Here is a 19,426-nt window from a genome sequence, read left to right on the forward strand (position 1 = left end):
AATAACGCCTTTCATTTCCGTTACAGTTGCTCCCGTTCATTTCTTGCCGGACACTTGCCCACAATTTCACCTTTGCACAATGAATAGACAGCCTCTTTCTGTCTGTTAGATATTGTCTGAGGTTAAATTCGGACAAATAGTGTCGCTGGTGTCTGTTAGATTTTTCAACAACCTTTTGCTCGCAAGTCTTGGAGCCGCATCATTTCCTTTGCAAGAACAAATAGGCCCATGCGCGATTGCATGGGCCTTCTTAATTCCGTTATTCCAGCTGGATCGTCATAGATGACGATGAGCTGCTATTCAAAGCTGGCAGGAGCCTTGAGGCGGCGTAATATCTCGGTGTTTTTGCCTTGGTGTTTTGCCTCGGTGTTATGTTTGGGCGTTATATCCCGGGTTTCTGTTGACGCTCCATGCCGATCCACACCAGGCCGAGCGCGATGCAAATGCCGCCGCCGAGCTGCAGCATCGTCACCTGCTCATTAAACATAATATAGCCGACAACGACGGCGGATGCAGGCACGATATATCGGAAGAAGTTCGCGCGAGCGGCACCGATCTTGAACATGCAGGCGTTCCAGACGACGAAGGCGAACAGCGTGCAGATCAGAATATTATATCCGATCGCCGCGTAATGTCCTGCTCCGAGGCTTGCCCACTCCACCTTGCTCCAGCTCCCAAGCGTCAGCGGGAACATAAACAAAGCTCCGAACAGGATAAACCACGCGCTTACGCGCAACGCGGAATACTGTTTCATCAGCGGCATGCAGGCAAGATTAAACAGCGCGCCGATTATGCTGACTCCCAAGGCGAGCAAATTGCCAATCATATGCTCCGAAGACAGATCGAGGCCGTCTCCTCCGCCCGTAATGATGAGCACGACGCCGACGGCCGCGGCCGCTCCTCCGACCGCCAGCCTGCTCGTAAATTTTTCTTTAACAAACAGAGGCGCGAGCAGCGCCGCAAAAATCGGCCAAGGCGCTACATTGAGCAGCGACGCATTGGCCAACGTCGTGTACTTTATGGAATACATCACCGCAATCTCAAGCACCGTAACTCCGATAAGTCCGATCGCTGCGAGCTTTAGCGCCGCTTTCCACGTAATGCCGACGCTGCCCTCCCTAAGCTTTAGAAGCAAAAAGAAGAAGGGGACCGCGCCTCCAAACCGGATTAACGTAAACAATATCGGATCGAACGTCTCCATCGCCGAGCGCGAAACGCCGAAGTTGGCTCCCCAAATAATCGATACTAAACCAAGACCCACGTAATAAATCCATTTTCTGTCCATCTTGCGTCATCAACCCGCCCCGTTGCCCTCTAAGTTCCACCTTACATATTGAAGGAAAACGCGACAATATTCAATATTAATTTTCACCGCCCGAATCCCGAGAATCCGCAAACTCTGCGCGCAGCCGAACGGAGACGGTCGTTCCCGCTCCAAGACGGGAGGAAATCGCGAGTCCGTACCCCTCGCCCGCGTACAGCTTGATCCGCTCGTTGACGTTGTACAGGCCGTAGGAGCTTCCGTTGCCGGCAGGATCGCCGGCACCCGTCCGTTCTTCCGTCAAAAGACGGCGGGTCAGCTCCTCGTCCATGCCGATGCCGTTGTCCGAAACTTCGAAGACGAGATCCTCCCCCTCCGCCCGTGCCGTAATGATAATGCGCCCCTTGCGATCCTTTGCCTTGCGGATGCCGTGCAGCAGCGCATTTTCAACGATCGGCTGCAGGATGAGCTTGGGCATCCGATACTCTTCCAGCCCCTTGCCCGCGTCCACCTCGAAGTCAAACGAGCCGAGGAAACGGCTTTGCTGAATTTCGAGATACACCTCGGCGAGCCTCAGCTCGTCCGTCGCGCTGACGACGCTCTTGCCCTTGTTTAAGCTGAGTCTGAAATATTTCGCCAGACTGTCGATCATCCCGCTGATATCCGTCGCTCCCTTGCCGATGGCAATCCAGTTGATCGTATCCAGCGTGTTGTACAAGAAATGCGGATTGATCTGCGCCTGCAGTGCCTGTAGTTGAGCTTCGCGCTCGCGCAGCTCGGCGGAATATTTTTCTTCGACAAGCGTGCGCACCCGAAGGATGAGATGATCGACGCTCCTCTCCAGCATATGAAAATCGCCGCTAACCGCCGGCAGCTCATGCAAACCCTCCACGCTCTCCTTGCCTTCCTTCTCTTCCTTCCGAATGACCGTTATCACTTGATTGACCCGCCGATTCATGCCTCGCACGATGATGGCCAGCAACACGAACGGCAGAATAAGGAACAAGGCGACGTATTCGATAAGCGATCGACGTTCGGACTGTCTTGTCAGTTTGACGGTAGCAGGCGACAACTGGGACTCCGAGCCCTGAGCCACCAGCTTCCAGCCCGTCGGCGGCAGAGTCGCGTACAGTACGTCATGCCTCTCGTTGTCCAGCCGGATCGACTCCGTTCCTTCCGAGCCCGCGCCAATAACGTCCTGTACCGCCGGATCTACCTGCGTTCCGATCCGCAACGGATCGGAATGATACACGACGGAGCCGTCAGGCGCGACAAGGTAGACCTCTGTGCCTGGGGAAAATTGCAGCTCGGACAGAATGTTGGACACCAGGCTCTGCTTGACATCGATCATAAGCACGCCGGACACCTTATCGTAATCGCCGGGATCCCGCAGCATGCGCGCTGCCGAAAGTATGGTCTCGTCATCTTCTCCGAGAAAAGCTTCCTGGTAGACGCCCGTCCAGACGATGCCGCCGTTGCCCGCAATGATGGAGCCGAACCAGGGTCTGCCCATCAAGCTGTCCAGCGCAAAGAAGTTGACACGTTCGCCCGCGTACAGCTTGGACTTGTCGACAAACAAGCGAACCCGGAACACGTCGGAGTTGGATTGCACCGTCTCTACCAAATAACGCAAATCCTCGATGACCTTAATCTGCGTGCCGATCGACTCGTCGTCCGAGCTGATGGACAAATAAGAGTGCAAGTTCGCGTTCATGAGCGCGGCGTTGCTGATATCTTCGATGCGTTCCAGCCGATAAGAAAGATTGCTGCCCGCCTGGTTAAGCGCCTGACCCATCGTACGAATGACCTCGTTCTTCAATATGGTGGCGGAACGTTCGTAATAGCCGTACAGGAACACGCCCGCCGGAAGCACGATAAGCAGCAAGTACGCGACTAGCCAAGGGCGCGGGATCGAGAATCGGCGAAAGGAGATTGATCTTTCCAGCGGCACCAGCAGTCGTTTAACGGCGTTAACCGCTTTACGCATGGCCATCCCTGTAGGCGCTCGGCGTGACGCCCGTCACCTTCTTGAACAGCTTCGTGAAGTAGCTGGGATCGGTGTAGCCGATGGCGTGACAAATGTCGTAGAACTTATACTGCGGATCCCGCAGCAGTTCCTTCGCCTTATCCACGCGCACCTGCGTCAAATATTCGCCGATCGTACCGCCGGTCTCTTGTTTGAACAGGAGGCTGACATAGGTCGAGGACAAGTAGACCGCCTTGCCGATGTCCGCTACGGTTAGACCGACTTCCGCATAATGCTGATCGATGTACGCCCGCACGCGCTCCACGACATTTGCCGTCTTGCCCAATCTTTTTTCGCGGATTCGGCCCAGCGCGGCGAACAGATACTCCTCTATTAATTGGTGCATATCCCCGAGCGTCTCCTTCGCGTACAACGCTTCCGTCAGCTCCGCCTCCATCGCCTCCAGCTCGGGATCCGCCGCTCCAAGCTCCATAACGTGCTGCCCGACCGCAAGCACGAGCTGCAGACACAAATTTCGCCCATACTTAAGTCCGTCCGGACGTCCATGGGACATGCTGACAAAAATTCGCTTAACGGCTTCGCTCAGCTTCTCCGCATCATCGGCCTTAAGCGCGGAGATCAGCTTTTCATTTAACTCGTAATCGTATTTGGGCAGGGAGGAGCCGTCCCCCTGCCCTGCACTCTCCAAACTATCCATAGTAATGATTCTATTTTTGCCAAGATACCACTTGTAGTCGGCGGCTTCGCGGGCCTGCTTGTAGGCCAAAGCCAGGCCGCTCAAGCCGGCGGCCATATCTCCGATGCCGATCGTGACGCCGATCTTAAGCCAACGCTCCAGATTGGAGCGAAGATCGCCGGCCAGCGCGAACAACGCCTCCGCGGTGTCCGACATCGAGTTGCCGCCATGCTCGGGCCGCAGCACGCCAATGAACTCGCCTCCCCGGCGTTCGAAGGCGTAGCCCCGCATATACGTCCCCAGCAGCTCCTGATAGATGTTTAGCACAGAATACCACAACAATTGGCGGTCCCTCTCGGATCGGCTGGCCATGACGTCGGCAAGATCGTCGACGGAGACGACCATGATCCAATAGGGAGACTCTACGGGCAGCTCCAGCCCGAGGAAGGAGATTCGCTCCTCCAATTCCGTCTTGGGCGCGCCTTCCTCGATGAGGGAGAGCAGGAACTTCTCGCGAAGGAGCGGCATGCCCTCCTTGAGCTTGACCAGCAGCTCCTCCTTATTGCGACGCTCGGCGCGTTCCGCGTCCAAGTCTGTCACGACGCGCTTGATTACCGCGCTCAGCTCCTGCAGATTAACCGGCTTAAAGATATAGTCGACGGCGCTCACCTTCATCGCCGACTTTAGATAATCGGCGTCGTCATGACCGCTGACGAACACGATTTTGACATCCGGATATGCCGCAGATATGCGCTGAGACATCGTGATCCCGTCTAAATTCGGCATCCGGACATCCGTCAGAATAAGATCGGGAGTCTGGCGGGCGATCATCTCCAGTGCGACGTCGCCGTCATCCGCTTCTCCCACCACTTCTATGCCGTAAGCCGTCCAGTCGAAATACATCCGCAAGCCCGCACTGACCGTCGGCTCGTCGTCTACAATGAGCAAGGAATACATCGCCGCGCCCTCCTTATCTGCATGCTAAATGCCCCTTAATAATAACATCCCCGGGGCCATATCGGCGTAACCGGATATATCGCTGCTTCGCGCCTATAATCTTCCTTAGATAGAAGGAAGCGACTGACGATCTTTTCATGACCGTCGTCGCTTCTTCTTTCATTGCACTACTATTTTGCTAATGTTGCGTACCATTCGTTAACTTCCATAGAGCTGGCTTCTCCGCCTGCCTCCATATATTTTTTCTGGAAATCCTCGAGGCCGTCAATGGATTCCGCGCCTGCGATCAGCTTGACCGTATAGTCGCCGATCATCGTGTTGAGCTGCTGGTTGTTTTTGGCATATTGCTGCATGTATGGCGCCAATCCCAGCAAGTTCGTTACCTTCGCTTCGGCCGGCTGCTGGTTGTTCAGGAAGTCGAACGCCTCGAACATAACAGGGTTTTTGCGAACGCGGGCTTGCCAGTACTGAGGATAATTCGTTTCGTCCGTGCCCGCCATGAAGTTGTTCGCCAGATTGCGCTCGTCCGTAAAGATCGGCTGGATCGGCTCGTAAGCGCCGTCCACAACCTTGTAATGCGTTCCCTCTACGCCGATCGCCATGTTCTTGAACGTTTCCGGCTCCAGGCTGGCATTGATCCACTTAATGGCTTCCTCCGGATGCTTGGAGGACTTCGGAATGTAGGAAAGTCGGTCGAAGCCGGCATTCGCCGCGAATCCGAATTCGCCGTTCGGCCCTTTGAGCGGTGGAACAAAAGCAAATGTCGCTTCAGGCTTCGTCTTCGCCAAGGATTCGGCCAACGCGGGAATATCCGCCCAGTGTACGACGATCGCGCCGGCTACGCCGCTCGCGAATTTCTCCTTGGCCGTGGCATCCTTGTTCGCGACGAATTCGCGGTCGATCAGTCCGTTCTTGTACAAGCTGCCGGTATAGGCTACATAGTCCTTGTACGAAGGGTCAAGCACGCGAGGTACCAGCTGCCCGTCGACATCGTTCCATGCATTCGGCATCCCGAATGCGCCTACGATATTGTCGATGATGGATTGATCGCCTTTGATCGTTAGCGGTACGTTGCGATCGCCGTTGCCGCCGGGATCCTTCTCCTTGAATTGCGTCAGCACGTTCGTCAGCTCATCGGTTGTCGTCGGCATCGACAGGCCCAGCTTTTCGAGCCAGTCCGTCCGGATCAGAATGGAGCTGTTGATTTCGTAAGTGACGGTTGTCGGAATGGCGTACAGCTTGCCATTTACCTTCAACGCCTCGATGGACTCGGGCTTCAGCGCCGCCTTGATATTGGGGCCGAATTCTTCGATGAGCGGACCCAGATCGACAAGCGCGCCTTTCTGGGCATAGTCGGAATACAGCGCCATATCGCTGTAGGACGTTACGATATCGTAAGCCTCTCCCGAAGACATAATAAGGTTAAGCTTCTCCGCCCATTTGTCCTGCGGGAGCATATCTGTTTGCATTTTATAACCCGTGTTCTCCTCCAGCAGCTTCGCTACCGGATAAGCGTTGTAATCCTCGCCCGCCCAGACGTTCAGACGTTTTAGACCCGGCTTCGGTCCCTCCGGCTTGGCTGTCGCTTCGCTGCCGGTTTTTGGGGCATTCGTGGAACCAGACTCGTTGTTGGCGGTGCCGCTATTTCCCGAGCATGCCGCCATTACCGAGACCAACAGCGCAGACATGGCGATTGTCGAAATCAGCTTAAATGGTTTTGTCATAGTGAGACCCTCCTGCTTGTATTGTAATCTATATCATTAATTTTCCACAGAAGCCCGCCCGCCGCCGCATCGCCGCGCTCCGGTACCTGGATTCGCTTGCGTTCGGCGCGAGCCTGCCCGTGAGAAAAGTTAATGCAAGGTTTTCCATCAACCCTTGACGGAGCCGATAAGCACGCCTTTGATAAAATATTTCTGCAAGAAAGGATAGACCAGCAGAATCGGAATGGTGGACGCGATGACGGTAGCCGACCGAACGCCTTCCGCCGGCACGTTCATGAGATCGTCGGCCGTCTTGTCGAGCGCCGAGGAGGTGTCCGCATTCATGACGATGTCTTGCAGGTACAACTGCAGCGGTTTGAGCGACGTGCTGTTGATGTACAACATCGGGTGGAAATAATCGTTCCAGTAATAAACGGCGTAAAAAAGTCCGATTGTCGCGAGCACGGGACCGCTGAGCGGCAATATGATTCGGAATAAGATCGTCAGGTTGCGGGCTCCTTCGAGCTTGGCGGACTCCTCCAGGCTGGTTGGCAAGTTTTCGAAGTAGCTCTTAATCACAAGCATGTTGAATACGCTAATCAGAGCGGGCAAAATCAGCGAGCCCAAATTGTTGATCAGGCCCAGCTCGCGGACGAGCAAGTAGTTCGGAATAATGCCGCCGTTGAACATCATGGTAAAGATGAACAGGACGATGATGAAGCCCATGCCGGGCAGCTCCCGCTTCGACAGCGGGTATGCCGTCAATGCCGTGATAAGCAGCGAGCCTAACGTGCCTGCCACTGTGATGATCACGGAGATCCAGAGCGAATTCAAAAACTGGGAGCTCGTGACGACGAATTTCATCGTGTCGAGCTGGAACCCGACGGGGAAGATCCCCACCTGGCCCGACATAATCGCCCATTCCTCGCTGACCGACTTGGAGAAGACATTAACGAAGGGAAGCAGCGTGATCAATCCCATCGCGATCAGCGCGATGTAGATGGTGCCGTCGAGCATATAGTCTTTTGCTGTTTTTCTGTACATGAACGTCCCTCCTTACCAAATACTGCGACCTATAAATTTGCGGCTGAGCATGTTGCCGATTATGATAAGCAGAAACCCTACCGCGGAGTTGAACAGACCGACCGCCGTGCTGAAGCTGTAGTCCTGCTGGCCGAGACCCATCCGGTACACGAAGGTGCCGATGACGTCCCCCGTCTCGTAGACAAGCGGATTGTACATCGTCAGTATCTGTTCCGTGCCTGCCTCCAGGAGGCTGCCGATTCGCAGGATGAACATCAGGACGATCGTGGGCAGCATGCCCGGCAGCGAGATCGACCACATCTGTCTGATGCGCCCCGCTCCGTCGATGGCCGCGGCTTCGTATTGCTCCTGCTCGATGCCCGCGAGGGCGGCGATAAAGACGATGGCATTCCAGCCCATCTCCTTCCAGCCTGCGGTAAACACGACCAAGCTGCGGAACAAGCTGTTGCTCGTAAAAAACGAGATCGGCTCTCCGCCGAAGGATCGAATGATTTCGTTGACGATGCCGCCCGACGGCGACAGGATGTTGATAAATAACCCCGAGATAATGACCCAGGAGAGGAAATGCGGCAAATAGATGATCGTCTGGATCGTCCGCTTAAAGAACATGCGCCGCACTTCGTTCAGCATAAGCGCGATGACGATCGGGATCGGAAACAAAATGGTAATTTTGTACAAGCTGATAAGCAGCGTGTTGGTCAGTACTTGCAGGAATTCGTCGGACTGCAGCAGCCTCTCGAATTGAGCCAGCCCGACCCATTCGCTGCCTGATATTCCGCCGAAGATGTTGAAGTCCTGGAAGGCAATGATGATGCCGTACATCGGCGCGTATTTGAATAAGAATAAAAAAATCAAACCCGGTATGAGCAGCATATACATATCCAGATTGCCGCGAAACAGCTTCAGGCGCCGTCTCCCGGTCCCCAGCGAAACACCTTCTCCTCCGCGAGGTTTGCTCATGTTCTCCACCTACTTTTCTCTGTCTTGCTACCTATTGTAGAGGCTGCGGACGGGGGCGAGTAGCGGACGATCCTTTTATTTCTGGTCTAATCCGACACAATTTTCGCAATGTACCAGGGAAGAGTTACGGATGGTATTTAAGCGGTCTGACGAGAACAAAATATCACCTGAAGGTGATTCGAATACCCTAAACGTCCAATCATTCACCGCCTATCGGACAAAAAGAGGCCGTCGATTCATTGAGTGCAAAACTGGAAATGAAGCTGCAATCCATCATCGCCAACCTGTTAACGGAAACGAGGGCCCTTATATGGATCTTTTGGCGTGATTTTAAAATCTAATGGAACTCTGAGACGTTATTCGTGTGAAATCTAGGCCAAACGCGGACTTTTGCCCATCATAAGAGCTGTCAGTTCCATTAGATTTGCGAAGTGCGGCTTTTTACTGAAATAACGTCTCTCATTTCCGTTACAGTTGCTCCCGTTCATTTCTTACCGGACATTTGCCCGCAATTTCACCTTTACACCATTTATCGACAGCCTCATACACGACCTTATTGGCATCACCACAACGCAAATTGACGCCATTACGACCCAATAGTTGCTACCCTGTCCGTTAGATTTGTTTGAGGTTAAAAAATCGGACAAATAGCATCGCTGCTGTCTGTTAGACTTTTCAACCTTTTGTTCACAAGTCTGGCAGTTGCATAATTTCCTTAACAACAAAAAAACGCGGAGCCGTCGGCCCTGCGTTTTTTTCTATACTTTACTTTCCCCGCTATTGAGGCGAAGCCAGCCCTCTTGATTGTTGCCAGTCTTGATGACGCCGCACCCCAAGGACGATTGTATGTGCTACTGAATATCCTGCAAGCGAAATATGCAGCCGCAGCCTCTCACTTTTGTGCGCACCCGCTCGCTGCTCCCTGCTCCCGGAACTCGGCAAGGCGGACGGACTCGCCGTCTCGAAGACGGGAGTGTTCCGCCGCAAAGGCGATGAGATGGCTCTGGAGCGACGCGGTTGCAGACGTTAGTCCCTGCGATGGATTGCGGTCGAAGCTCCGCACGTCTCGCAGAAACGCGGCTACCATTCGCTCGTCGCCGCCGCCATGACCGTCACCTTTGACGCTGCAGCGATGTTCGATGCGTTCGTCCGTCGCATAGCGATATAGAGTAAACGAGCCCTTGTCCATGTCGCCGATAATCTCGCCTGCCGTGCCCATGATCTGTACGCGACGAGTTTCGCTCTCGGTAAGCCCGGACATAATAAACGACGCGTTCGCCCCGTTCTCGAAGGCCATGTTGACGACCTGATGGTCCACGACGTTGTTGTCGCAGCGATAAACGCAACGCCCGAACGGACCTTCCTTCAACGCTGTAATGATTCCTTCCTGAGTAGGGTCATCCGTCATATACCGCGCCCATTCGTGCGTCGGCTGCCGCAAGTACAGCTTAACCGCCGAGAACGGGCAATCCCGCTCTACCGCGCAGCCTTCCATGCAACGTTCCGTCGAGCCCGCCGGCGCATTCTCCGACCTGAAGTGCAGCAAGGAGCCGTAGGAGCTGACATTCGTGCATGGCTGTCCCATAATCCACGAGACGAGATCGAGATCATGGCACGACTTCGCCAGAATCATCGGGCTCGTCTCCTCCGCCTTGCGCCAGTTGCCCCGCACGTAGCTGTGCGTCATATGGCGGTAGCCGACATTCTCCGTCAGCTGGATCGTTCCCACCGTGCCGATCTCCCCCTCGTCGATACACCGCTTGATGCCCGACCAGAAAGGCGAATATCTCAGTACATGCGTCACGACGAGCAGCCGCCGCAAGCGAAGCGAGGCCTCCTCCAGCCGAATGCACTCCTCCATGGAGGGCGACATCGGCTTCTCGAGCATGACGTGGTACCCAAGCTCCATTGCTTTTATGGCAGGCTCGTAATGCATGCGGTCCAGCGTGCATATGATGATCACGTCCGCGATTCGCCCCTCGTCGAACGCGCGCTCCCAGCTAGTGTACGTTCGCTCGGGAGCAATACCGTGAAGCGCGGCAAATGAGCTTCTGCGTCCCGCGTCCGGCTCGGCCACGGCAACGATCCGGAGTTCGTTCGGATATTTCTCCGCGTAAGGCCCGTAAATGTATCTTCCTCTGCTGCCCGCGCCGAGCAGGACGGCTGTTAATGGTTCCATCTGTTCTGTTCTCCTCCTCGCAAACCCTCGTCTGTAGTTTCATTGTAGAATTGCCGGGGGACCCGAGAAAGAGATCGTTGATTACTTTCCGTATACAGTTATTGACCATGTCCGGACGGCTGGCTTCGCGACGAACGGAATTCGAGCGGCGTGGCGCCGTTCTGCTTCTTGAAAAACCGAATAAACGCAAGCGCCGAGTTGTAGCCCAGCGCGCCCGCGATTTCGTTCACCTTCATCGACGTGTTAAGCAGCATGTCCCGCGCCGTCATGTTCCGGTAATCGTTGATGTACTTGGACAGGCCGATGCCCGTATTCTGCTTGTACAGCCGGGACAAATACGAAGGATTGAGCCCGACGCAATCCGCCAGCGCGTTCAACGAAATGTCGGTCGCAATATGCTTCTCGATGTATTGATGGACTTTGCTTACCACTTCGGAAGGAATGACCGCGCCGTTAAGCTCGTTCCACTCGAAGCAGCAATCGGCCAATTGCCGGTAATAAAGAATCAGCTCCGGCCACGGCAGCGCGTCTCCACGGCCGAACAGCGGCGCCAGATCGAGCTGCGTATTGGCATAGTCGCATACGTCCCGGTTGCGCTGCAGATGGAACAAGAAGACGGCGGACAAGGAATGGTACAGCTCCGTCTTCCTCTCGTTCGACGCGCCGGACTCGTTCCAGATGGAAGTCAATTCGGCATAAAGCTTATAAAAAGGCTCCCGCTGGCTGTTCTCCAGACAGCCTGCAAGCATCTGCACCCGGGCATGGTAAAATCCGTCGCTGACATCCGCCGTTTTTCCCACGAACCCTTCGGCTGGCACGGAACCCTCCCGCTCGATCAGAATGGCTTCGTGCAGCAAGCCCTGCCCCTGCGCCAGCTCGTATTTCACCGCATAGAACCGCTCCGCGACGCCGTCCCACTCCACAGGCTCGGCGCCAAGCGCGAACGACACCGACATGCCGAGCAGCTCCTTGCAGGTTTGCTGAATGGACTCCAGCACGCCGGCAGCGTGACCGAGACAGCTGATCTTCCCGCCCAAGCCATTAGCGGCTGAGTCGTCCTCGCCACCAGCAGTCTCGATGAGCGGCTGGATCAGCCAGACGATCTTGGCGAACTCGAAGGGCGCGGAGTAATAACGCGCGCCCCTCGCCAAATATTCGTCGCCGATGTTCTGGAAAGCCGACGTCAGGAGCGCCTTGTCGGAGGCGGACATCATCTGCTTCCAGCCGTCGACGCGGCCGATCAACAGATAGACCGGCTCCTCCGGGTCAAGCGGAATGTCCATCTCGCGGAACAGTCGCTCCATCCCGCTTCGCGTTGCCGTCCCCCCTTGCAGAAGCCCCAGCATATATTCCTTCTGCAGCGATGGAAGCGCCCGTCTCATGCTGCTCTGCGCCTTCGTGACGATTCGTTCCCGGTCCAGCTCCTCGTCCAGCTTGACCATGGCCCGCTCCACCGCGTCGATAATCTTGTTGTCGCTCTCCACCTTCAGAATATAATCGAATCCGCCGTAAGTTACCGCATCGCGCGCGTACTGGAAGTCGTTGTACCCCGTCAGGAAGATGACCTTGCAGGACGGCCATCGAGCCCCGATCTCCCTCAGCAGCTGAATGCCTTCGATGCCGGGCATCTTGATGTCGGAGAGCACGATATCGACGCGGTGCCGGTTCAGCAGCTCCAGCGCCTCTTCTCCCGAATAAGCTTTCATGACTTCAAGCTCCAGCCGTTCCTGCCCTTGGAACAATTCCAGCAAGCCGTCCACAATAATCGGCAGATCGTCAACGATAAGCAGTCTGTACATAGGTCTCCCCCCCCGTTCGTTATCCTTTAGGGCGTGTCTGAAAACCCGCTCGGGGGCATCTTTCACCGCCTTTCCGCCCCCTGCTTCGTCACTTTTGCTTGACGTACCCCCGGTACGCCTTCTCAAAAGTTCCTTGCATGGAACGAAAATTCGGCAAAATCTGCTCCCCTCGGAGTATTCAGACACGCCCTAGCCAGCGCTTAACCGGATCCGCACCTGCAGCCCGCCCAGCTCGGAACGCGCGACCGCCAGACCGTACTCCTCGCCATAACGCAGTTGAATTCTGCGATGCACGTTCAGGAGACCCGTCGTCTCCTCGATCCGGTTTGCGGAATAAAGCAGCTTCTTCCTGAGCGCTTCAATCTCCTCGTCCGTGATCCGGTCGCCGTTATCCTCGACATAGAAGACGAACGAACCTTCGTCCGTCTCGCCGCGCAGCCATAATTCCCCGGGGCCTGGCATACGATCGAACGCATGTTTATACGCGTTTTCGATGACGGGTTGGAGAATGAGCCTCGGAACAAGGATGTCCGGCAGCCGATCCTGGCCGTCAAATGCAACCTGTATCCTGTCTCCGTAGCAGATCGACTGCATCTCGACGTACGTGCGGGAATGCTCCGCCTCCAGCTTGAGCGGGATATCGTCTTCGTCGTTGCGCGTGATGAACTGGAAATATTGTCCGATATGCAAGCAGAAGCGATAGGCCTTCTCCTGCTGGTTGCCGGACTTGATCAGCCTGCATAACACGAAGAAACAATTATATAGAAAATGGGGATTGATCTGCGATTGCAGCCGCTTAAGCTCCGAGCGCTGATTGCGGATTTGCCCCTCGTAGTTTTCTTCGATCAACGTTTTCAAATGCAACACCGTGTCGTTAAACGCCTCGTACAAATAACCGAATTCGTCGGCTCCGCGATCGACGGCGATCGTCTCCAGCCGGTTCATCTGCACGCGGCGGAAGGAATGTACCAGCTTCATCAGCGGGCGGTAAATAATCTGAAGCAGGAAATAAGAGAAGAACAACACGATGACGACCGCAAGCCCGCACGCCCACCAAAATAACGTCCGGTACACCTCAAGCGAGCCCAACACTTCGGCTTCGGGCACGTACGTAACGGCATACGCGTTCCAGACGGCGGAATGCGTATAGATCGCCACATATCGCGCTCCGTCATACGCAATCGTCTCGCTGCCCTGACGATCGCCGGCAGCGCTCTTTTGGCGAGCGAACTCCTGCATATGGCTTGCCATGTCGGCATCCGCGCCGCTCTCCACGCTCCATCCCCGATCCAAATTGATCATGGCGCTTCCACCGCCGCGGGAACCGCGGATTTGCGCGAGAGTACCTCTTATTTCCGGTACGGATAACTCCACGGCGACGATATACAACGGCTTCGCGGTCGTGCCGGTCGGATATTGCATGGACATGAACAGCCGGTCGCGCCAGATTATAAACGGCTCTTCGTACAGCTTCTCGCTTTGCCGCATGGCCGCGTATTCCTCCAGGTCGAGGAACGTCTCGAAGCTGTGGGAGAGCACCGTCCGGTCGATGACGGGAATATAGGCTTTGGTCTCCCGGATGAACGGGCTGGAATTGCGCATCAGGTCAAGCCGCTTCTGAATATCCAGAATGCTGCTTGACCTCTCGTAGGAGCTCATATGATCCCCCGTCGCGGCGATCTCCATGAGATCCTGGTCCATGACGTAGTTGGGCAAATATCGTTCGATTCGATCCGCTTCCTTATCAAGCGAATCCATATAGTACCGCGCCGTATTCAGCACGGATTCGGATATTTCTCCGCGAATACGGTTCGAGCCCTGCTCGACGATCATCCACGTGATCGCCAGCAGCGGCAGCAGGGCGGCCAGAAAGGCAGCCAGCATTTTCTTGAAAATGGAGGAGTCACGCAGGAACAATAAGCTCTTCATCTCTCGTCCCCCCGATTGATTGAGTCAACTCCTATTCCTTCACGCTGCCCATGACGATGCCCTTGATGAAAAACCGTTGAAGAAACGGATATACGATCAATATCGGAAACGCCGCCACAAATATTTGGGCCGCGCGGCTCGTCCGGTCGGACAGCTTCAGCAGCAGCTCGGCATTCTCCGCCTTGATGAAGCGGAAGTCAAGCTTGATAATGACCGTCTGCAGGAACGTCTGGAGCGGATAATTCTCAGTATGATTCATGTACAGCATGCCGTCAAACCAACTGTTCCAGTGCCCCACCATCGTGAACAGCCCCGTCGTCGCGAGCGCGGGCAGCGACAGCGGCACGTAAATCTGCCACAGCGTGCGGAAGTGGCCTGCTCCGTCGATACGCGCCGATTCCTCCAGCTCCTTTGGCAAGTTGCGGTAAAAGTTCAGCAGAAGAATAATATTGAACACCGGAATCGCGGTCGGCAGTACAAGCGCCCACATCGTATCGATCATGCCAAGAGACTTGACGGTCAGATAGGACGGAATCAGCCCCCCGCTAAACAGAATCGTGAAGACGAACAGCCAGGCATAGAAGGTGCGCAGTCTAAGCTGGCGGTGATCCTTGGAGAGCGGGTACGCCGTGATGATCATAAGCAGCATGCTGAGCGACGTGCCGAGCGCGACGCGCTGGACGGATACCCAGAACGCGCGCAGGTACTCCGGCTTGCCGAAGACGTTATCGTAAGCGGCCGTCGTAAAATCGACCGGCCACAGCGCCACTTGTCCCGCGGCCGCCGCAGCCCCGGAGCTGAAAGACATCGCCAGAATGTGCACGATGGGCATGAGACAGAGCAAGGAGATCAGCAGCAGGAATGCGTAATTGCACCCCGCGAAAACCGTTCTGCCCCAAGTGCGGTAGTTCGTCATGATGATGCTCCCTTCCGTAGAATTGGCGACGGGTCAGAAGATCCGGTAGTTCGCCAATCGGTAAGCCAAGAAATAAGAAAACGAAATAAACAGGAACGATACGATCGACTTGAGCAGTCCCACCGCCGTTGCGAAGCCGAATTGCGCTTGCTGTACACCCATCCGGTAGACGAACGTATCGATAATGTCCGCGCTTTCGTATACGGGCGGACTGTACAGGTTGAAGATTTGCTCGAAGCCCGCGTTCAGCACGTTTCCGATATTGAGCGTCAGCATCAGCACGATAATCGGCATCATGCCCGGCAGCGTTACGTGAAACGTTTGCTTGAGGCGTCCCGCCCCGTCGATCTCGGCCGCTTCGTACAGCGACGGATTAATGCCCGTAAGCGCGGCCAAATACACGATGGTGCCGAAGCCGAATTCCTTCCATACGTCGGAGATGACCATCGCGTAAGGGAACCAGTCATTGCTGCCGAGGAAGAAGATCGGCTTCGCGCCGAAAAATCCAAGCAGCTGGTTCACCACGCCCGACGTGGGCGACAGAACGTCGACCAAAATGCCGCTGAGCAACACCCAAGACATGAAGTGCGGCAAATACACAAGCGTCTGGAACGTGCGCTTTACCCATTCGCGGCGCAGCTCGTTCAGCAGGATCGCGATGGTAATCGGGACAAAAAGTCCCGCAACGATTTTCATGACCGCAATGTAGATCGTGTTAAAAAAAATGCGCCCGATATCGGGATAATCCATCAGCAGCCGGAAATTCCGCCAACCGATAAAGGGAGAGCCGAACAACCCTTTGTTCGGCACGTATTTCTGGAACGCCATGACGATGCCGGCCATCGGCACGTAGCTGAATATGACGACCAATACGATGGCGGGCAGCAGCATCATGTGCAGGGGCCATTCCCTCTTCCACAGCCTTGTTATTACGTTCAAGCCGTTCACCTCGCTGTTTCGCTAAATCGACAGTCCTGCGCAAGCAGTTCGGGGGTGAGAGCAATGCCCCCATCCCCCGACTCCTTGGTGTTATCGATTATTGATGGGTGGCGTACCACTCGTTTACTTCTTTCGTAATTTCGTCGCCGCCAAGCTTCTTCCACTCCTGCACGAAATCATCGAACGCGTCAACCGGCACTTGATTCATGATGATTTTGAAATAAACCTCGTCCCGCTTCTTGAGCAAAATTTCCTGGCGCTCCGCCATCGCCGGCGTCGGCGCTCCGTAAAACTTGTTCTGCAAATATTGTTTGTTCTCTTGAATCGCGGGAACCAGCGAGAAGGCGCCCTTCGGACCGGATATCAAATATTCCCACCACATGCTCGTATCGCCGTCGACGTATTTCATCGCGCGTTCGTACCGCGTCCGGTGATCCTTCGTCTCCAGGATGCTCGGATCTTTGTTCTCGATGGCTTTCGGCAGAATTTCGCCGTTGTTGTCCTTCTGCTTGCCGACTCTGAGCGGGCTAAGCAGCCAATAGTTGTTGCCTTTCTCCTTGAGATCCTTGCCGAACTCGTATACCTTCTGTTCGTCCGTCGGATGGTTGTCGACCGCGATCCAATGGTTCAGCAGCTTGATAACGCCTTCCGGATGTTTCGCTTTCTTGGAGATGACGTAATATTCGTCTACGCCAAGCCCGATCTGCGACAGCGCCGGCTTGTCGTCCGCCGTCGGGATCGGGAACGCGCCCCACTCCTGGACCACCTTGCCGTCCTTCACCGCGCCCTTCGCGAGCTGGGCAGGCGTCCACGATGCGCCGTATACGATGCCGACGCTGTTATCGTAGAGGAGCTCGGCCGCTTTCTCCGTATCTTTGACCGCGAACTCCGGATCGATCAGCCCTTTCTTGAACATATCCTGCAGCGCGGCGAGCGCCTGCTTCACTTCCGGCTGGATGTCGCTGTTTACGAGACCCCCATTGCCGTCCTCGATCCAGAGATTCTCGTAAGCGTGGTAGCCGTTCAAGAAAGCGCGAAGACCGGTCACGCCCGTATCCATGCTGAACGGGTTTTTGCTGACCGAAAGACCGTACGGCGTTTTGGCGCCGCCCGGATTTTTGGTTTTGAAAGCTTCCGCGATCGCCATGATGTCGTCCATCGTCTTAGGCTCCGGCAGGTTCAGCTCCTTCAGCCAATCCGTGCGCACGTATAAATATTGATACTGGTATGGATTGTACGAACTCGGAATGCCCATCAGCTTGCCGTCGAACGTCGCCGTCTTGAGCTGCATGCCGCCATCCATCGTCAGGAACTTTTTCGTTTCTTCCGTGGCGTGCTTGTCGTACACTTCCGTAATATCCAAAATCATGTCGGCTTCCGTCAGCTCCTTGAGCTGCGTTGCGTTTACCAGCACGAAGTCGGGCAGATCGTCGGAAGCGATTGTAATTTTCACCTTTTCCTTGAACTGGCTGACGTCTGCGACCCAATTGTTTTTGATTCGGACGCCGATGTCTTTCTCGTAAGCGTCGTACACGGCGTTTTTATCGAAGCTTTCGCCTTCGTCGAACTTCAGGTACGGATCGCTTGGCGATACCGTCGTCACCTCGATCACTTCATTCGTCTCGGGCGTCTGTCCTTGCCCCGCTTCCGCGCTTGGACTAGGCGACGCGGCCGGCTCGTTCGCTCCGTTGCTGCAAGCGGACACTGTCAGGCACGCTAGCGTTGCGGCAATCGTCAACATTTTGTATCTCTTCTTCATGCTACTACCCCTCCGTCTGGTCTCGATATGGATCCATCCGCCGCCCTGCAGCGCGGCTTTTCGTCCTTGTTTTTAGTATAGAAAGGAGCGAGCGGGTCAGCCATATACTACTGTTTACTTTCGTATACACCTTTTGAGAAACGGCCGTGACTGGAGCAATATGCCTCCGGCACGAGCATCGCGCGGCGGATGAACGAGCGGCTTGCTGCGGCAGACCGGATCGGCGTCAAGCAGCCGCTGGACACGCGGGACGTCATCGCCTTGTGGCAAGCCGGAGACCCGCTCGCGGCGGACATCATGCAAGAAGCGATTGCCGCGCTGGGGGCGGCAATCGCTTCGATCGTCCATCTGCTCAATCCTGAGCTGATTATTATCGGAGGAGGCGTTGCGGATTCGGACACCCCGCTGCTGGAGCTGCTTCGCGAGGACGCACATACCGGATACTTGTGGCCCATCGTCGTTCTCGACGACTATGGACACCCATTTTCGCTCCTACACCACAATGCCGAAATACTTCTTGAGCGCCTCGGCATCCTCCGCCTCGGAGGCAGGTGTAAAGGCATGGACGCCGTCCGGGCGGAACAGGCGGAACTCCTCGTTCCACACCGTGTTTCGCCCGTCTTTCGTGTGCATCGCTACGATCCGGTTGTTTTTGAACACGGAATCCGGCGCGTGCTCGCACCAGAAGGACGCCATCAGATAATCCTTCGGCAGTTGAGGCTCCTCCGTGAACGAGAAGAGGCGGGCCCAGCCGTCCTTCTTCTTCTCCATCAACATCCAGCCAAATTCCGCATCCCGGTCGAATCGATAGCTTTCGCCGCCCTGCCGCTGCTCCAAGCCTTCCTGAAGCAGCAGCGGCCTGCGGGGCACGATACCGCCTACCCCTACATCGCACAGGAAGACGCGCCCCTCGGCCTCTACGCGAAGCACCTGATGCCTGCGCTTAGGCGGCGTATTTGCCTCGTCGCGCCAGAACCGGGCGAAGTAATCCGTCACTCCGTAGCCGAGCTCCCTCAGCAGCCAGCCGAACAGCGCGTTCAGTTCGAAGCAATAGCCGCCGCGTCCTTGGCCTACGATCTTGTCATAGACGGATTCCAACTGCAACGACAGCGGTACGCCGTTAATAATATCCAGGTTCTCGTACGGCACGGCCTGCAGATGCAGCTCCTGCAGCTTGCCCAACGTCTCCGTACCGCCATCCGGCTCCCCTGTAAACCCGATTCTTGCCAAATACGCCTCCACGTTCATTCCCCTGTTCCCCCTCCAGTGAAATTAAGCTGCGTCAATCATTCATAACGTTAACATCGTACGACACGA

The 19,426-nt window shown here is 55.5% G+C and carries 13 protein-coding genes and 1 pseudogene; 1 reads left to right on the forward strand and 13 read right to left on the reverse strand.

From position 1 onward, the window contains the following. Positions 1 to 382 precede the first annotated feature (382 nt). The 12 genes from H7F31_RS33205 to H7F31_RS33260 form a co-directional block, all read right to left on the reverse strand. A complete protein-coding gene (locus tag H7F31_RS33205) occupies positions 383 to 1,285 on the reverse strand; it encodes a DMT family transporter (protein WP_187102347.1) in 903 nt (300 codons plus the stop codon). Between the two features lie 76 nt (positions 1,286 to 1,361). Continuing rightward, complete coding sequence (locus H7F31_RS33210; protein ID WP_261800231.1) at positions 1,362 to 3,254, reverse strand: cache domain-containing sensor histidine kinase; 1,893 nt, start codon at positions 3,252 to 3,254, stop codon at positions 1,362 to 1,364. Next, entirely contained in the window at positions 3,241 to 4,881 is a 1,641-nt protein-coding gene (locus H7F31_RS33215) for a response regulator (RefSeq protein WP_187102348.1), read from the reverse strand. Before H7F31_RS33215 ends, H7F31_RS33210 begins: the two co-directional genes overlap by 14 nt. A gap of 170 nt (positions 4,882 to 5,051) precedes the next feature. Next, positions 5,052 to 6,605, reverse strand: coding sequence for an extracellular solute-binding protein (locus H7F31_RS33220; protein ID WP_187102349.1), 1,554 nt, complete (start codon positions 6,603 to 6,605; stop codon positions 5,052 to 5,054). 147 nt (positions 6,606 to 6,752) lie between these two features. After that, positions 6,753 to 7,628, reverse strand: coding sequence for a carbohydrate ABC transporter permease (locus tag H7F31_RS33225; protein ID WP_187102350.1), 876 nt, complete (start codon positions 7,626 to 7,628; stop codon positions 6,753 to 6,755). Between the two features lie 12 nt (positions 7,629 to 7,640). Continuing rightward, positions 7,641 to 8,588: an ABC transporter permease gene (locus tag H7F31_RS33230; protein ID WP_187102351.1), complete on the reverse strand. Its 948-nt coding sequence runs from the start codon at positions 8,586 to 8,588 to the stop codon at positions 7,641 to 7,643. Between the two features lie 892 nt (positions 8,589 to 9,480). After that, complete coding sequence (locus H7F31_RS33235; protein ID WP_187102352.1) at positions 9,481 to 10,767, reverse strand: Gfo/Idh/MocA family protein; 1,287 nt, start codon at positions 10,765 to 10,767, stop codon at positions 9,481 to 9,483. Positions 10,768 to 10,865: 98 nt separating this feature from the next. Next, positions 10,866 to 12,566 carry a response regulator transcription factor gene (locus H7F31_RS33240; RefSeq protein WP_187102353.1) on the reverse strand — a complete coding sequence of 567 codons (1,701 nt, stop codon included), beginning with the start codon at positions 12,564 to 12,566 and terminating at the stop codon, positions 10,866 to 10,868. Between the two features lie 189 nt (positions 12,567 to 12,755). Further along, positions 12,756 to 14,495 (reverse strand): sensor histidine kinase, encoded by a 1,740-nt coding sequence (locus H7F31_RS33245; protein ID WP_187102354.1) that lies wholly within the window; start codon positions 14,493 to 14,495, stop codon positions 12,756 to 12,758. A gap of 31 nt (positions 14,496 to 14,526) precedes the next feature. Next, positions 14,527 to 15,411: a carbohydrate ABC transporter permease gene (locus H7F31_RS33250; RefSeq protein ID WP_187102355.1), complete on the reverse strand. Its 885-nt coding sequence runs from the start codon at positions 15,409 to 15,411 to the stop codon at positions 14,527 to 14,529. Between the two features lie 33 nt (positions 15,412 to 15,444). Beyond that, a complete protein-coding gene (locus H7F31_RS33255) occupies positions 15,445 to 16,305 on the reverse strand; it encodes an ABC transporter permease (protein ID WP_187105675.1) in 861 nt (286 codons plus the stop codon). A 142-nt stretch (positions 16,306 to 16,447) separates the two neighbouring features. Next, positions 16,448 to 18,109 carry an extracellular solute-binding protein gene (locus H7F31_RS33260; protein WP_187102356.1) on the reverse strand — a complete coding sequence of 554 codons (1,662 nt, stop codon included), beginning with the start codon at positions 18,107 to 18,109 and terminating at the stop codon, positions 16,448 to 16,450. Positions 18,110 to 18,298: 189 nt separating this feature from the next. Between H7F31_RS33260 and H7F31_RS34655 the strand changes: the two are divergent. Further along, positions 18,299 to 18,475, forward strand: a pseudogene (locus H7F31_RS34655) (hypothetical protein); the annotation flags it as partial. A 126-nt stretch (positions 18,476 to 18,601) separates the two neighbouring features. Here the strand turns inward: H7F31_RS34655 and H7F31_RS33270 are convergent. Beyond that, on the reverse strand, positions 18,602 to 19,357 hold the full coding sequence (locus H7F31_RS33270; protein ID WP_187102357.1) for an arylamine N-acetyltransferase family protein: 756 nt from the start codon (positions 19,355 to 19,357) through the stop codon (positions 18,602 to 18,604). Between the last annotated feature and the right edge of the window lie 69 nt (positions 19,358 to 19,426).

Source organism: Paenibacillus sp. PAMC21692, assembly GCF_014303795.1.
Lineage (GTDB): Bacteria > Bacillota > Bacilli > Paenibacillales > Paenibacillaceae > Pristimantibacillus > Pristimantibacillus agaridevorans.

Excerpts from the sequence above, each read along its gene's own strand:
- H7F31_RS33205 (WP_187102347.1), bottom strand. The coding sequence starts at position 1,285 with ATGGACAGAAAATGGATTTATTACGTGGGTCTTGGTTTAGTATCGATT.
- H7F31_RS33210 (WP_261800231.1), bottom strand. The coding sequence starts at position 3,254 with ATGGCCATGCGTAAAGCGGTTAACGCCGTTAAACGACTGCTGGTGCCG.
- H7F31_RS33215 (WP_187102348.1), bottom strand. The coding sequence starts at position 4,881 with ATGTATTCCTTGCTCATTGTAGACGACGAGCCGACGGTCAGTGCGGGC.
- H7F31_RS33220 (WP_187102349.1), bottom strand. The coding sequence starts at position 6,605 with ATGACAAAACCATTTAAGCTGATTTCGACAATCGCCATGTCTGCGCTG.
- H7F31_RS33225 (WP_187102350.1), bottom strand. The coding sequence starts at position 7,628 with ATGTACAGAAAAACAGCAAAAGACTATATGCTCGACGGCACCATCTAC.
- H7F31_RS33230 (WP_187102351.1), bottom strand. The coding sequence starts at position 8,588 with ATGAGCAAACCTCGCGGAGGAGAAGGTGTTTCGCTGGGGACCGGGAGA.
- H7F31_RS33235 (WP_187102352.1), bottom strand. The coding sequence starts at position 10,767 with ATGGAACCATTAACAGCCGTCCTGCTCGGCGCGGGCAGCAGAGGAAGA.
- H7F31_RS33240 (WP_187102353.1), bottom strand. The coding sequence starts at position 12,566 with ATGTACAGACTGCTTATCGTTGACGATCTGCCGATTATTGTGGACGGC.
- H7F31_RS33245 (WP_187102354.1), bottom strand. The coding sequence starts at position 14,495 with ATGAAGAGCTTATTGTTCCTGCGTGACTCCTCCATTTTCAAGAAAATG.
- H7F31_RS33250 (WP_187102355.1), bottom strand. The coding sequence starts at position 15,411 with ATGACGAACTACCGCACTTGGGGCAGAACGGTTTTCGCGGGGTGCAAT.
- H7F31_RS33255 (WP_187105675.1), bottom strand. The coding sequence starts at position 16,305 with ATGATGCTGCTGCCCGCCATCGTATTGGTCGTCATATTCAGCTACGTG.
- H7F31_RS33260 (WP_187102356.1), bottom strand. The coding sequence starts at position 18,109 with ATGAAGAAGAGATACAAAATGTTGACGATTGCCGCAACGCTAGCGTGC.
- H7F31_RS33270 (WP_187102357.1), bottom strand. The coding sequence starts at position 19,357 with ATGAACGTGGAGGCGTATTTGGCAAGAATCGGGTTTACAGGGGAGCCG.